The organism is Streptomyces sp. NPDC058812, from assembly GCF_042744565.1.
GTDB lineage: Bacteria > Actinomycetota > Actinomycetes > Streptomycetales > Streptomycetaceae > Streptomyces > Streptomyces thinghirensis.
The window spans coordinates 57,153-72,527 of the sequence record NZ_JBHYOB010000018.1 but is presented as its reverse complement, the minus strand read 5'-3'; the positions used below and the strand labels follow the sequence as shown (position 1 = coordinate 72,527).

The window sequence follows — 15,375 nt, the reverse complement described above, 5'->3', positions numbered from 1 at the left end:
CCGGCGGATGTACACCAACTCTGATCTGGGTCGCCTCGCCCGCCGTACGGTCTGGGTTTCGGGTCGGGTCGCGCACGGCTGCTGAGTACGCCGTTCCGCTGTGCCCCGTACGTGGCACATTTCGGGTTTTCCCCTTCATCACTTCACGGCATGCCCCTGTCGCGTGCCGATTTGCGCTCGCTTCTCTTATGCGGCGCGTCCGGACATAGAAAGCTGCCTGAAATTGGCGAACACGATGAATCGACCTGTCCCGAGTCGAAATGAAGGTCAGTCATGGTAGCGGCACGGATCACGGTCAACGGGAAAGAGACACCGATCGCGCCGGCCGCGCCCCACACCACGGTGCTGGATTTCCTGCGCGACCGCGGCCTCACCGGGACCAAGGAGGGCTGCGCCGAGGGTGAATGCGGCGCCTGTTCGGTCCTGGTGGCCCGCCCCGGGGTGGACAAGCCCACCGACTGGGTGCCGGTCAACGCCTGCCTGGTCCCGGTCGCGGCGCTGGACGGCCAGGAGGTCGTCACCTCCGAAGGCCTCGCCACCGCCGGCGAGCCCGGCACACCGCCCACCCTGCACCCGGTGCAGGAGGAGATGGCGGTCCGCGGCGGCTCCCAATGCGGTTACTGCACGCCGGGGTTCATCTGCAGCATGGCCGCCGAGTACTACCGGCCCGGCCGCTGCGCGCACGCGGGGTCGGGCTCGGACGCGACCGACCCGGCCGTCGGCTCCGACGGAACCGACGCCGAGCACGGCCCGAACGGCTTCGATCTGCACGCGCTCAGCGGAAACCTGTGCCGCTGCACCGGTTACCGCCCGATCCGCGACGCCGCCTTCGCCGTCGGCACGCCCACCGACGAGGACCCGCTGGCGCGGCGCCGCGAGCAGTCCCCGCCCGCGCCGGTCGCCACCGAATACAACCAGGACGACAGCGAGTTCCTGCGGAAGAGCACCCTGGCCGAAACGCTGCGGCTGCTCCGCGAGCGGCCCGACGCGGTGGTGGTCGCCGGGAGCACCGACTGGGGCGTCGAGGTGAACATCCGTTCCCGCCGGGCGGATTGCGTGGTCGCCATCGACCGGCTGCCCGAACTCCGGGAACTGCGGGTCGAATCCGACCACATCGAGATCGGGGCGGCACTGACGCTCACCGAGATCGAGCGCCGCCTCGACGGAACGGTCCCGCTGCTGGGGGAGCTGTTCCCGCAGTTCGCGTCCCGGCTCATCCGCAACGGCGCGACCCTGGGCGGCAACCTGGGGACCGGCTCGCCCATCGGTGACAGTCCGCCGGTGCTGCTCGCGCTGGAGGCGTCGGTGGTGCTCGCCGACGCCGACGGTGAGCGCGAGGTCCCGCTCGCGGACTACTTCACCGGCTACCGGCAGAGCGTGCGCCGTCCCGGCGAGCTGATCCGCGCGGTGCGCGTCCCGTTGCCGCTGTCGCCGGTCGCGGCCTTCCACAAGATCGCCAAGCGGCGCTTCGACGACATCTCCAGCGTGGCGGTCGCCTTCGCGCTCGACATCGAGTCAGGGGTCGTCCGCAAGGCGCGCATCGGCCTGGGCGGAGTGGCCGCCACCCCGGTCCGCGCGCTCGCCACCGAGGCGGCCCTGGAGGGCAGGCCGTGGGCGGCGGAGACCGTCGAGGCCGCGGCCGAGGTGCTGCGGGGCGAGGGCACGCCGATGAGCGATCACCGCGCCAGCGCCGACTACCGCTCCGCGATGCTCGGCCAGAGCCTGCTGAAGCTGTACGCACAGACCACCGAGGCGGTGCCGTCATGAGCCAGTTGTCCGAGCGTCCCGAAAAGCCCCTCGTCGGCGTATCGATGCCGCACGAGAGTGCCGTCCAGCACGTCACCGGCACCGCGCTGTACACCGACGACCTGGTCCAGCGCACCAAGGACGTGCTGCACGCGTACCCGGTCCAGGTCATGAAGGCCCGCGGCCGGGTCACGGCGCTGCGTACCGAGCCCGCGCTCGCCGTGCCGGGCGTGGTGCGTGTGCTGACCGGGGCCGATGTGCCCGGCGTCAACGACGCCGGCATGAAGCACGACGAGCCGCTCTTCCCCGACGAGGTCATGTTCCACGGCCACGCGGTCGCCTGGGTGCTCGGCGAGACCCTGGAGGCGGCCCGGCTCGGTGCGGCGGCCGTGGAGGTGGAGCTGGAGGAGCTGCCTTCCCTGATCACGCTTCAGGACGCCATCGCGGCGGACAGCTACCACGGCGCCCGGCCCGTCATGGTGCACGGCGACGTCGACGCCGGCTTCGCCGACTCCGCGCACGTGCTCACCGGCGAGTTCCAGTTCTCCGGTCAGGAACACTTCTACCTGGAGACGCACGCGGCGCTCGCCCAGGTCGACGAGAACGGGCAGGTGTTCATCCAGAGCAGCACCCAGCACCCGTCGGAGACCCAGGAAATCGTCTCCCACGTGCTCGGTGTGCCCTCCCACGAGGTGACCGTGCAGTGCCTGCGGATGGGCGGCGGCTTCGGCGGCAAGGAGATGCAGCCGCACGGGTTCGCGGCCGTCGCCGCGCTCGGCGCCAAGCTGACCGGGCGGCCGGTCCGGTTCCGGCTCAACCGGACCCAGGACCTGACCATGTCCGGCAAGCGGCACGGGTTCCACGCCACCTGGAAGATCGGCTTCGACGCCGAGGGCCGTATCCAGGCCCTGGACGCCACGCTGACCGCGGACGGCGGCTGGAGCCTGGACCTGTCCGAGCCGGTGCTGGCCCGGGCGCTGTGCCACATCGACAACACCTACTGGATCCCCAACGCGCGCGTCGCCGGTCGCATCGCCAAGACCAACACGGTCTCCAACACCGCCTTCCGCGGCTTCGGCGGACCGCAGGGCATGCTGGTGATCGAGGACATCCTGGGCCGCTGCGCGCCGCGGCTCGGCCTGGACCCCAGGGAGCTGCGGGAACGCAACTTCTACCGGCCGGGCCAGGGCCAGACGACGCCGTACGGGCAGCCGGTCACGCAGCCCGAGCGGATCTCCGCCGTCTGGCAGCAGGTCCTGGACGACGGCGGCATCGCCGACCGCGAGCGCGAGATCGCCGCCTTCAACGCCGCGCACCCGCACACCAAGCGGGCCCTCGCGATCACCGGCGTCAAGTTCGGCATCTCGTTCAACCTCACCGCCTTCAACCAGGGCGGCGCGCTGGTGCTGATCTACAAGGACGGCTCCGTCCTGATCAACCACGGCGGCACCGAGATGGGCCAGGGCCTGCACACCAAGATGATGCAGGTGGCCGCGACCACGCTGGGCATCCCGCTGCACAAGGTGCGCCTCGCCCCGACGCGGACCGACAAGGTGCCCAACACCTCCGCCACCGCGGCCAGTTCCGGAGCGGACCTCAACGGCGGGGCGATCAAGAACGCCTGTGAGCAGCTGCGCGAGCGGCTGCTCCAGGTGGCCGCGAGCCAGCTGGGGTCGAACGCCTCGGACGTGCGCATCGTCGAGGGCGTCGCGCGCGCCCTGGGCAGCGACAAGGAGCTGGCCTGGGACGACCTCGTGCGCACCGCGTACTTCCAGCGGGTCCAGCTGTCGGCGGCCGGTTACTACCGGACCGAGGGTCTGCACTGGGACGCGAAGGCCTTCCAGGGCTCGCCGTTCAAGTACTTCGCCATCGGGGCCGCCGCCGCCGAGGTCGAGGTGGACGGCTTCACCGGCGCGTACCGCCTGCGGCGGGTGGACATCGTGCACGACGTCGGCGACAGCCTCTCCCCGCTGATCGACATCGGTCAGGTCGAGGGCGGTTTCGTGCAGGGCGCGGGCTGGCTGACGCTCGAGGACCTGCGCTGGGACACCAGCGACGGACCCCACCGCGGCCGGCTGCAGACCCAGGCGGCCAGCACCTACAAGCTGCCGAGCTTCTCGGAGATGCCCGAGGAGTTCAACGTCACGCTGCTGGAGAACGCCACCGAAGAGGGCGCGGTCTACGGGTCCAAGGCGGTCGGCGAGCCTCCGCTGATGCTGGCGTTCTCGGTGCGGGAGGCGTTGCGGCAGGCCGCCGCCGCCTTCGGGCCGAGTGGGGTCGGCGTCGAGTTGGCCTCGCCGGCGACGCCGGAGGCGGTGTACTGGGCGATCCAGTCGGCCCGCCAGGGCGCCGCCTCGCAGAACGGTCGGGCCCGCAGCGGAACCGCCGCCGACGGCCACGCCGGAAACGGGCACGTCGACGGCGAGGTCCGAACCGACGCAGAAGTGCTGAGCGGTGCCTGACATGACATGGATCGCCGCGGTCGCGCGGTTGCGGGCACGCCGGGAGTCCGGCGTGCTGGTGACCGTCGCGACCGTGCGCGGCCACGCCCCGCGCGACGCCGGTGCGAAACTCGTCGTGGGGCGGACCGGGACGTGGGGCTCGATCGGCGGCGGAAACGTCGAGGCGGTGGCGATCGACCGGGCCCGGGAGATGATCGCCGCGGCCAAGCCGGAGCCGGAGCTGATCGACTTCGCCCTGAACGACAAGGTGACCAACCAGCACGGCGTGCAGTGCTGCGGCGGCACGGTCTCGGTACTGCTGGAACCGCTGCCGGTGGTACGGGCTGTGGCGGTCTTCGGTGTCGGGCACGTCGGGCTGGAACTGGCGCGCATCCTGGCACGCCAGGACCTCGACCTCCACCTGGTCGACAACCGCTCCGACATGCTCACCGAGGAGCGGCTCGGCGTGCTGGCGGACGCGGTGGCGCAGGTGCACGTGCACCACACGCCGCTGCTGCCCGAGGAGGTGCTGGCCCAGTTGCCGCACGGCACCCACATCCTGATCATGACCCATGACCATGCCGAGGACGCCGCGCTGTGCGACGCCGCCCTGCGCACCACCCACCTCGGTTCCATCGGGCTGATCGGATCGGCGGCCAAGTGGGTGCGGTTCCGTAAGCGTCTGGCCACCGAGGGCGGTCATGACGAGGCCACCATCGACCGGATCAAGACCCCGATCGGGCTGGCCGACATCACCGGCAAGGAACCCGCGACGATCGCGGTGAGCGTCGCGGCCGATCTGCTGCGCACCTTCGAGACCGAGGGCGTCGGCCCCGGACCGACACCTTCCACCCGCCGGTCCGACTGACGAAAGCAGGCCGGACCGGTCTTTGTAGGAGTCTACGAAGCGCCGTTCTCAGCCCGCCCGCTGTTCGTGCCTTCGGCCTCTGGCCGGTTGTGATCGGCAGGATGTGTACTCCCTGTACAGGCTGAAATTCCGCGGACGCCCCGAACCGCGCCGAGGGGCGTCCGCGGGCCCACCCACACGCCAACCAGGGGACACCCATGACCACCTACACCGTCGAACCCGGCATCCGCGAGTCCGAGCGCGCCTGGATGGACCAGGCCATCGAGCTCGCCACCACCAGCGTCGCGAACGGCGGCGGCCCCTTCGGCGCCCTCGTCGCCAAGGACGGCGAGATCGTCGCGCTCGCCAACAACCGGGTCACCGTCGGCCTCGACCCCACCGCGCACGCCGAGGTCAACGCCATCCGCGCCGCCTGCCAGAAGCTCGGCACCTTCAGCCTGGAAGGCTGCACCCTCGTCACGTCCTGCGAGCCCTGCCCGATGTGCCTGTCCTCCTCCCTGTGGGCACGCGTCGACCGGCTCATCTTCTCCGCCGACCGCCACGACGCCGCCGTGGCCGGCTTCGACGACCGCAAGTTCTACGACCTGTTCGAGAAGCGGCCCCAGGAGATGTGGCCCATGTCCGTCGAGCACCTCGACCTGCCCCACCGCACCCAGCCGTTCGACGCGTGGATCGCCAAGAGCGACCGCGTCGACTACTGAGCGTCGGCTCCCGCGAGGGAGCCTCTTCGTGGTGTCGGCTGCCCCGTCCGCGCGTCCCATCCCCGTGGCGTATCGGCGGGGCAGCGGCACGTGCGCGAGGATGGAGGTATGCCGAACCGACTTGCGCAGGCGACGTCCCCGTACCTCCTCCAGCACGCGGAGAACCCGGTCGACTGGTGGCCATGGGAGGACGGCGCCTTCGAAGAGGCCCGGCGGCGCGACGTGCCCGTCCTGCTGAGCGTCGGCTACAGCGCGTGCCACTGGTGCCACGTGATGGCCCACGAGTCCTTCGAGGACGGGCCCACGGCCGAATTCCTCAACTCCCACTTCGTGAACGTCAAGGTCGACCGCGAGGAGCGTCCCGACGTCGACGCCGTCTACATGGAGGCCGTGCAGGCGGCGACCGGGCAGGGCGGCTGGCCCATGACCGTGTTCCTCACACCGGACGCCAAGCCCTTCTACTTCGGCACCTACTACCCGCCCGAGCCCCGGCACGGCATGCCGTCCTTCCGCCAGGTGCTCCAGGGCGTCCACCAGGCCTGGGCGGAACGGCGGGACGAGGTCACCGAGGTCGCGGGGAAGATCGTGCGGGACCTCGCCGGACGGGAGATCTCCTACGGCGACGCGCAGCCGCCCGGGGAGGCGGAGCTGGGACAGGCGCTCCTCGGGCTCACCCGGGAGTACGACCCGCAGCGCGGCGGGTTCGGCGGGGCGCCGAAGTTCCCGCCGTCCATGGTGGTCGAGTTCCTGCTGCGCCACCACGCCCGCACCGGCGCCGACGGCGCCCTGGAGATGGCGCGCGACACCTGCGAGCGGATGGCGCGCGGCGGGATCTACGACCAGCTGGGCGGCGGCTTCGCCCGTTACTCCGTCGACCGGGAGTGGGTGGTGCCCCACTTCGAGAAGATGCTCTACGACAACGCCCTGCTGTGCCGCGTCTACGCACACCTGTGGCGCGCCACGGGTTCGGACCTCGCCCGCCGCGTCGCCCTGGAGACCGCCGACTTCATGGTGCGTGAACTGCGCACCGCCGAGGGCGGCTTCGCCTCCGCGCTGGACGCGGACAGCGACGACGGCACGGGCAGGCACGTCGAGGGCGCGTACTACGTGTGGACGCCCGCGCAGCTCACCGAGGTCCTCGGGGCCGACGACGCCGCACTCGCCGCGCAGTACTTCGGGGTGACCGAGGAGGGCACCTTCGAGCACGGGTCCTCCGTGCTGCAGCTGCCGCAGCAGGAGGGCGTGTTCGACGCCGGGCGGATCGCCTCGGTCAGGGAACGGCTGCTGGCCGCCCGGGACGGGCGCCCCGCCCCGGGTCGGGACGACAAGGTGGTCGCCGCCTGGAACGGCCTCGCGATCGCCGCGCTCGCCGAGACGGGCGCCTACTTCGAGCGCCCCGACCTGGTGGAGGCCGCCGTCGCCGCCGCCGACCTGCTGGTGCGGTTGCACCTCGACGAGCACGCCCGGCTCTTCCGCACCAGCAAGGACGGCCGGGCGGGCGCCCACGCGGGGGTGCTGGAGGACTACGCCGACGTGGCGGAGGGCTTCCTCGCGCTCGCGTCGGTCACCGGCGAGGGCGTCTGGCTGGACTTCGCCGGGCTGCTGCTCGACCACGTCATCACCCGCTTCACCGACGAATCCGGCTCCCTCTACGACACCGCGGCCGACGCCGAGCAGCTGATCCGCCGCCCCCAGGACCCCACCGACAACGCCACCCCGTCCGGCTGGACCGCCGCCGCGGGCGCCCTGCTGTCCTACGCCGCGCACACCGGCTCCGAGTCGCACCGCAGTGCCGCCGAGCACGCCCTCGGCGTGGTGAAGGCGCTCGGCCCGCGGGTCCCGCGCTTCGTCGGCTGGGGGCTGGCCGCCGCCGAGGCGCTGCTCGACGGGCCCCGAGAAGTCGCCGTCGTAGGACCGGGATTGGACGACGGCGCCGCAAAGGGCCTGCACCGTACGGCACTTCTGGGGACGGCTCCCGGCGCGGTCGTCGCCTTCGGCGCCGAGGGGAGCGACGAGTTCCCCCTGCTCGCCGACCGGCCGCTGGTGGACGGGGCGCCGGCCGCGTACGTCTGCCGGAACTTCACCTGTGACGTGCCGACGACCGACCCGGAGCGGCTGCGTACCGCGCTGCGTACGACCCTGAACAGCTAAAACGACATAAACGGAAGCATCCGGAACGCGATCGGTGGGCGAATTGTTCAGACCCGGTCCTCATGGTGAGGAAACACGCTCTTCACCCAAACACCTTATGGGTTTCACAGGTTGCCCCTAATCTCTTCACCGTGACGCGGCGGAGCGGGTGCCCGACTCGGGTGCTCCGCCGCGCAGGGGGAGTTCGAAGATCTGGGGGGATCTTTCTTGCTTACGTCCGTCTTCATCGCTGCCGTTTCACTGGCACTGTTCTGGATGGCGGCGTTCACGCTCTGGTGGCAGATGCACGCCTGGCGTACGCCGGAGGTACTCGCCTCCACCCGGTTCAGCCGGCCCGACGGCGCCGAGCACGTGTCGTTCTCGCTGCTCGTGCCCGCGCGGCACGAGCAGGCCGTGCTCGACCACACCATCCAGCGGCTGCTGACCTCGTCCCACACCGACTTCGAGATCATCGTGATCGTCGGGCACGACGATCCGGAGACCACCGCCGTCGCCGAGAGCGCCGCCGACCGCGATCCACGCGTGCGGGTCGTCGTCGACACCCACGAGAAGAAGAACAAACCGAAGGCCATGAACACGGCGCTGCCGCACTGCCGCGGCGACGTCGTCGGGGTCTTCGACGCCGAGGACCAGGTCCATCCCGAACTGCTCGCCCACGTCGACCACGCCTTCCGCACCACCGGCGCCGACGTCGTGCAGGGCGGGGTCCAGCTGATCAACTTCCACTCCAGCTGGTACAGCCTGCGCAACTGCCTGGAGTACTTCTTCTGGTTCCGCTCCCGGCTGCACCTGCACGCGCAGAAGGGGTTCATCCCGCTCGGCGGCAACACCGTCTTCGTCCGTACCGACGTGCTGCGGGCGGCCGACGGCTGGGACCCGAACTGCCTGGCCGAGGACTGCGACCTCGGCGTCCGGCTCTCCAGCTCCGGCAAGAAGGTCGTCGTCGCCTACGACTCCGACATGGTGACCCGGGAGGAGACCCCGGGCTCGCTGGTGTCCCTGCTCAAGCAGCGCACCCGCTGGAACCAGGGCTTCCTCCAGGTGTACCGGAAGAAGGACTGGAAGCAACTGCCCACCTTCACCCAGCGGCTGCTGGCCCGCTACACCCTGATGACGCCGTTCCTGCAAGCCTTCACCGGTGTCGTCATCCCGCTCAACGCGGCCATCGCGCTCTTCCTGGACGTGCCCGTCGGCATCGCCTTCGTCACCTTCCTGCCGGCCGTCACCGCCCTGGTCACCTTCGTCTTCGAGGTCGTCGGGCTGCACGACTTCGGTAAGCAGTACGGCCTGCGGGTCCGCTTCACGCACTACCTGAAGCTGATCGTCGGCGGCCCCTTCTACCAGGTACTCCTCGCCGGAGCCGCCGTCCGCGCCGTTTGGCGCGAGCAACGCGGCCGCAACGACTGGGAGCTGACCAGCCATGTCGGCGCGCACCTCGTGCCCGTGGACCGAGAGGACGTTCCCGCGTGACCTCCACCCTCCCCGCGGCGACCGGCACCAAGGTCCCCGCGCAGCGCCGGCCTGCCCATGACACCGGACCGGCCCCCGCGACCGGGGCGCCGCCGGGCCGCCTGCGCTCCGCACGCCCCGACCTGCTGCTGTGTGGCGGGCTCCTCGTGGCGATCATGCTCGTGCAGGGCTGGAACATCTCCGACTACCCGACCCTCAGCGACGACGAGGGCACCTACCTCGCCCAGGCCTGGGCCGTCCAGCAGGGCGAGGGCCTCGCCCACTACACCTACTGGTACGACCACCCGCCGCTCGGCTGGATCCAGATAGCCGTGCTGACCTGGATACCCGCGCTGCTCAGCCCCGAGTCGATGACGGTCGGCGCCATGCGCGGCGTGATGCTGATCGTCAGCGCCGTCTCCGCCGTCCTCGTCTACGTCATCGCCCGCCGGCTCTCCCTGCCGCGCTGGGCGGCCGGGCTCGCCATGGCCCTCTTCGGTCTCTCACCGCTGTCCGTGGTCCTCCAGCGGGAGATCTTCCTCGACAACCTCGCGGTGATGTGGACGCTGCTGGCGTTCGCGCTCGCCGCCTCCCCGAGCCGCCACCTGTGGCACCACTTCGGCGCGGGCATCGCCGCCGCCACGGCCGTGCTCACCAAGGAGACGATGCTCGTCGTCCTGCCCGCCCTGCTGGTCACCATGTGGCGGCACAGCCACCAGGACACCCGCAAGTTCGCGCTGACCGGCGCCGTCACGGCCTGCGCCCTCATCGGGTTCTCGTATCCGCTCTTCGCCCTCCTCAAGGGCGAGCTGCTGCCGGGCAGCGGACACGTCTCCCTGTGGGAGGGCATCGAGTACCAGCTCACCCGTCCCGGCTCCGGCTTCATCCTCGACGAGGGCTCCGGCTCGTGGGGCGTCCTCCAGTCCTGGCTGTACTACGACCGCGTCCTGCCGCTCGGCGGCCTCGCCGGGGCGCTGCTCCTGCTGGCCACGTGGCGCTGGTCGGTCACCGCGCGGGCGCTCGCCGGACCGGCCCTGACGGTCGCGATCCTCGCCGGCCTCGCCCTGCGTCCCAGCGGCTACCTGCCCGCGATGTACGTGATCCAGGCGCTGCCCTTCCTCGCCCTGGTCCTGGCCGGCGGCGCGGCGAGCGTCGCCCACGCCGTACTGCGCAGATGGCGCACCGAGGCCGAGAAACGAGGGGTGACCATCGGCCGGTACGCGCTCGCCGGCGTCCTGGTGCTCGCCGCCGGCGCCTACGTCGTACCCCGCTGGTACGACGGCGGCCGCACCGCGGTCACGGCCGACGCCAACGCCCCCTACGAGGCCGCCGCCGACTGGCTGGCCAGTGAGGTGGACAATCCCGCCGACACCCGGGTCCTCGTCGACGACGCGCTCTGGCTGGACCTCGTGCACGCCGGATACGAACCCGGGCTCGGGGTCATCTGGTTCTACAAGGCGGACCTCGACCCGGCGGTGACGAAGACGATGCCGGGCGGCTGGCGCGACATCGACTACGTGGTCGCCTCCCCGACGGTGCGGCGCGACGCGGTCGACCTGCCCAACGTCGAGGCCGCCATGAACCATTCGGCCCCGGTCGCCGTCTTCGGCACCGGTGCGGACCGCATCGAGATCCGCCGTATCCAGCCCTCCGGAGCCGCCCGATGAGCCACGAGTCCACCGTCCCCGACGAGCTGGGACATCCGGCCGTAGGCGCCTCGGAGGTGCCCGAGCCGGGCGCCGTCACCATCGTCGTACCGACCTACAACGAGTCCGGGAACGTACGGCGGCTGCTGCACCTGATCACCGAGTCCGTACCCGCCCGGCTGCCCTGCGAGGTCGTCTTCGTGGACGACTCCACCGACGACACCCCGGACGTGATCCGCGAGGCGGCGCTCGACTGCCCCTTCCCGGTCACCGTCCTGCACCGGGACGAGCCGGCCGGCGGGCTCGGCGGCGCGGTCGTCGAGGGCATGAAGGCGGCCGGGTCGGACTGGATCGTCGTCATGGACGGGGACTGTCAGCACCCTCCCTCCCTCGTGCCGGAGCTGGTCGCCACCGGCGAGCGGGCGAACGCGGGGCTCGTCGTCGCCTCCCGCTACATCAAGGGCGGCAGCCGCGCCGGGCTGGCGGGCAGCTACCGGATCGCCGTCTCGCGCGCGGCGACCTGGCTGACCAAGGCGCTCTTCCCGCGCCGGCTGCACGGCATCAGCGACCCGATGAGCGGCTTCTTCGCCATCCGCCGCAGCGAGGTCACCGCCGAGGTGCTCAAGCCGCTCGGCTACAAGATCCTCCTGGAACTGGCCGTCCGCAGTCGCCCCCAGGCGGTCACCGAGGTGCCGTTCGTCTTCGAGGAGCGGTTCGCCGGGGAGTCCAAGTCCACGGCGCAGGAGGGGCTGCGTTTCCTGCGCCACCTGGCCGGGCTGCGCACCACCTCGCCGCTGGCCCGCATGGTCGCCTTCGGGCTGATCGGCCTGAGCGGCTTCGTGCCGAACCTGGCCGCCCTGTGGGCGCTCACCGAGGCAGGCGTGCACTACCTGCCCGCCGAGATCGTCGCCAACCAGTTCGGCGTGGCCTGGAACTTCCTGCTCCTGGAGCGGCTGCTCTTCCGCGACCGGCGCCGGCACCGGCACTGGGCCGACCGGACCGCGCGGTTCGCGCTGATCGCCAACGCCGACCTGGTGCTGCGCATACCGCTCATCGCCCTGCTCGTCGGGGAGTTCGGGCTGACCGTGCTGCCGGCCACCGCCTTGGCCCTCGTCATCACCTTCGTCCTGCGCTTCGCCGGGACGGAGGCGCTCGTGTACCTCCCCCGCCGACGCCGTACGGCCCGCACAGCAAGGAGTGAGGCATGAGAAGCAGACCGCGGAGGAGCCGGCGCCGGACCCCCCGACGGAGAACCTCCGCCCTCCTGGCGGTGTCCGTCCTCACCGGCGGGCTCCTCCTCACCGCACCCCAGCCCGCCTCGGCCGCCAACCTGATCAAGAACCCCGGCTTCGAGACCGCCGGCACCGGCGACATGCCGTACTGCTGGTCGAAGTCCGGCTGGGGCGACAACGACTTCACCTTCGAGACGGTCGCCGACGCCCATTCCGGCACCAAGGCCATGAAGGTCGAGCTGACCCGCCGGACCGACGGCGACCGCAAGGCCCTGATCACCGAGTCCACCGAGTGCGCGCCCGTGGTGACGGAGGGCAAGCAGTACGACCTGTCCCTCTGGTACAAGACCACCACGCCGGACGCCTCCCTCACCCTCTTCCGGCACGACCCCACCGCGGGCTGGCGGTACTGGACCGACCTCAAGACCCTGGACCTGGCCGCCGGCTGGACCGAGGCGAGCGTCCGCACGCCCGAGGTCCCGGCCGGCACCGACCGCATCAGCTGGGGCGTCTCCGTCTACGGCACCGGCTCGGCGACCACCGACGACTACACGATGGAGCAGGTCGCCGACCCCGTCCCGGACCCGGAGTGCACGGGCACCGCCGCGGAGTGCGCGAACGGCCGCTGGGACGTGCTGCCCACGCGGAACCCGGTGCGCTCCATGCACTCCGTCGTCCTCCACAACGGCAAGGTGCTGCTGATCGCGGGCTCCGGCAACGACCCGGAGATGTTCGAGGCGGGCACCTTCACGTCGGCGGTCTACGACCCGCGGACCGGCGACTACAGGACGATCCGCACGCCCAAGGACATGTTCTGCGCCGGGCACGTGCAGCTCAAGGACGGCCGCGTCCTCGTCATGAGCGGCAACGCCGGCTATCCGTCGGCGGACGGCACGATCGGCTACCAGGGCTACAAGGACTCGTACGTCTTCGACCCGGAGACCGAGACCTACGCCAGGACCAACGACATGAACGACGGCCACTGGTACCCGTCGGCGACGGTCCTCGGCAACGGCGACGTCATCTCCTTCGGCGGGCTGCGCGAGGACTCCACCGGATCGGTGACGGCCGACCTGTGGTCCGACGAGCAGCAGAAGTGGCTGCCGACCTGGCAGGTCAACCAGACCTGGTCGTACTGGGGCCTGTACCCGTCGATGATCCTGATGCAGGACGGGCGGCTCTTCTACTCGGGCAGCCACGTCTTCGGCAACAACATCCCGGGCACCGGCTCGGCGATCTACGACTACGACGCCAACAGCATCACCCAGGTGCCGGGCCTCCAGGACAAGGACGTGCGCGACCAGTCGGCCAGCGTGCTGCTGCCCCCGGCGCAGGACCAGAAGGTGCTGACCATCGGCGGCGGCAACATCGACTCCAACCCGGACGCCAACCGGCTGACCGACATCATCGACCTCAAGCAGCCCAACCCGACGTACGTGGCCGGGCCCCCGCTCCCGCAGGGCACCGTCGACCTCGGCAACGGCCCGGTCCCGCAGACCGGCGACCAGGGCAAGATGTACGTCTCCACCGTCCTGCTGCCCGACGGCACGGTCCTGGAGACCGGCGGCGCCCTGCACAACCGGGCCAACCCGGTGTTCGAGACGTCGATCTTCGATCCGGAGACGGAGACCTTCGACCCGGTGGCCGTGGACCCGGAGGCGCGCGGCTACCACTCCTCGGCGTTCCTGCTGCCCGACGGGCGGGTGATGACGACCGGCGACAACCCGGGCAACGGTTCCTGGAACCACGACGTGTCGGTCTACACCCCGCCCTACCTGCTGAAGGGCGAGCGTCCGACGATCACCTCGGTCATCGACACCGAGTGGAACTACGGCGACACCCAGCGGATCACCGTCGACCGGCCGATCGCCAAGGCGGAGCTGATCCGCCCGGCCGCCGTGACGCACTCCTCGGACCCGAACCAGCGGTTCGTGGACCTGCCGCTGTCCGTCGACGGCGACAACGTCGACCTCAATGTCACCAGCAACCCCAACCTGGCCCCGCCCGGCTGGTACATGCTCTTCGCGGTCGACGCGAACGGCGTGCCGTCGGTGGCGAAGTGGGTGCACCTCGACGGCCCGAAGGCGCTCAGCACCAAGGACGCCGCCGCGCACGTCCACTCCTTCGCCGACGCCCCGTCCGGCAAGGTCGCGGGGCCCGGCAAGAAGCGCGAGTCGCACCCGGTCGGCCCCACCGTCTCCGGCTGCGACCGGCACTACGGTTCCGCGAACGTCTGCGTGCCGACCGCGTTCCCGGAAGAGGTCAGGGCGACGACGGCCGACCGCTGCACCTGGCTCAAGGAGCACGACTACGGCCGTCTGAAGGTCAACGGCGAGGACGACCCGCTGAAGCTGGACCGCGACCGCGACGGCGTCGCCTGCGGGAAGGGGGACGTGCGCGGGAGGCGCTAACGCTCCCGCCGTGACTCGGTGAGGGCGCGCTCCACGATGGCCTCCAGCTGTTCGTGGTGCGCGCCCTTCCAGTACGCGCGCCCGCACGCGCGGCACTTCGCGAACACGTCGTACGACCGCTCGGTCCCGCCCTTGAGCTGGTCCGCCACCTCGTCCTTGGTGGCCTCCTTCAGCAGTCCGTTGCAGGCGGTGCACCTGGTCCACGGGCGCAGCTCGGGCCGGAACCGCTCCAGGACCTCCCGGAGCTGGTCGTCGGGGCGGGTGCCGTAGACGTAGGCGCCGGCCCACAGTTCGCGGCGGCGCAGCAGGCCGCGGTCGCGGCTGAGCATGACCCGCTTCTCGGCCGCCGACAGCGCCGCGAGCGCCGGGTCGCCGAGGTCCGTCGACTCGTACGCCGTGTCCACGCCGAGCAGCCGCAGCCGGCGGGCGAGGGTGCCGAGGTGCACGTCGAGCAGGAAGCGCAGGGGAGCGCCCGGGACCCGCTGGGGGCGTTCCACCGGCCGTACGCTCACCGACTCGCCGCCCGTGGGGACGTGGCCGGGCGGCACCTCGCGGCCGTCCACGAGGAGCGTGCCGACCTCGGTCAGCGGCACGCCGAGGGACTCGACGACATGGCCGAGTGTGGAGACGCCGTCGGTGGCCGCGCGGGCGGCGCCGGTGGGGCGGGCGCGCGGCACGAACAGGTGCAGTTCGGGGGCGAACTCGACGTGGATCTCGGGACCGTTCACCT

Annotated in this window: 10 protein-coding genes; 9 read left to right on the top strand and 1 reads right to left on the bottom strand. The window is 71.2% G+C overall.

The features are described from left to right. Positions 1 to 273 precede the first annotated feature (273 nt). From ACFW48_RS29925 to ACFW48_RS29885, 9 genes are all read left to right on the top strand, one after another. Positions 274 to 1,767 carry a xanthine dehydrogenase small subunit gene (locus tag ACFW48_RS29925; protein WP_386319966.1) on the top strand — a complete coding sequence of 498 codons (1,494 nt, stop codon included), beginning with the start codon at positions 274 to 276 and terminating at the stop codon, positions 1,765 to 1,767. Next, the gene (xdhB, locus tag ACFW48_RS29920; protein WP_386319963.1) at positions 1,764 to 4,208 is read left to right on the top strand and encodes a xanthine dehydrogenase molybdopterin binding subunit; all 2,445 of its coding nucleotides are present in this window, start codon (positions 1,764 to 1,766) and stop codon (positions 4,206 to 4,208) included. Before ACFW48_RS29925 ends, xdhB begins: the two co-directional genes overlap by 4 nt. Position 4,209: 1 nt before the next feature. Then, complete coding sequence (gene xdhC / locus ACFW48_RS29915; protein ID WP_386320168.1) at positions 4,210 to 5,055, top strand: xanthine dehydrogenase accessory protein XdhC; 846 nt, start codon at positions 4,210 to 4,212, stop codon at positions 5,053 to 5,055. Positions 5,056 to 5,252: 197 nt separating this feature from the next. Next, the gene (locus ACFW48_RS29910) at positions 5,253 to 5,756 is read left to right on the top strand and encodes a nucleoside deaminase (RefSeq protein WP_386319960.1); all 504 of its coding nucleotides are present in this window, start codon (positions 5,253 to 5,255) and stop codon (positions 5,754 to 5,756) included. Positions 5,757 to 5,864: 108 nt separating this feature from the next. Then, positions 5,865 to 7,907, top strand: coding sequence for a thioredoxin domain-containing protein (locus ACFW48_RS29905; protein WP_386319958.1), 2,043 nt, complete (start codon positions 5,865 to 5,867; stop codon positions 7,905 to 7,907). A 207-nt stretch (positions 7,908 to 8,114) separates the two neighbouring features. Continuing rightward, on the top strand, positions 8,115 to 9,377 hold the full coding sequence (locus ACFW48_RS29900; RefSeq protein ID WP_386319955.1) for a glycosyltransferase: 1,263 nt from the start codon (positions 8,115 to 8,117) through the stop codon (positions 9,375 to 9,377). Continuing rightward, positions 9,374 to 11,023 (top strand): phospholipid carrier-dependent glycosyltransferase, encoded by a 1,650-nt coding sequence (locus tag ACFW48_RS29895; RefSeq protein ID WP_386319952.1) that lies wholly within the window; start codon positions 9,374 to 9,376, stop codon positions 11,021 to 11,023. Before ACFW48_RS29900 ends, ACFW48_RS29895 begins: the two co-directional genes overlap by 4 nt. Then, positions 11,020 to 12,210: a glycosyltransferase gene (locus ACFW48_RS29890; RefSeq protein ID WP_386319950.1), complete on the top strand. Its 1,191-nt coding sequence runs from the start codon at positions 11,020 to 11,022 to the stop codon at positions 12,208 to 12,210. Before ACFW48_RS29895 ends, ACFW48_RS29890 begins: the two co-directional genes overlap by 4 nt. Then, complete coding sequence (locus ACFW48_RS29885) at positions 12,207 to 14,645, top strand: galactose oxidase-like domain-containing protein (RefSeq protein ID WP_386319947.1); 2,439 nt, start codon at positions 12,207 to 12,209, stop codon at positions 14,643 to 14,645. Before ACFW48_RS29890 ends, ACFW48_RS29885 begins: the two co-directional genes overlap by 4 nt. On the opposite strand, the gene ACFW48_RS29880 is transcribed toward ACFW48_RS29885, so the two are convergent. Then, the gene (locus ACFW48_RS29880) at positions 14,642 to 15,373 is read right to left on the bottom strand and encodes a Mut7-C RNAse domain-containing protein (protein WP_386319944.1); all 732 of its coding nucleotides are present in this window, start codon (positions 15,371 to 15,373) and stop codon (positions 14,642 to 14,644) included. The genes ACFW48_RS29885 and ACFW48_RS29880 overlap by 4 nt on opposite strands. Between the last annotated feature and the right edge of the window lie 2 nt (positions 15,374 to 15,375).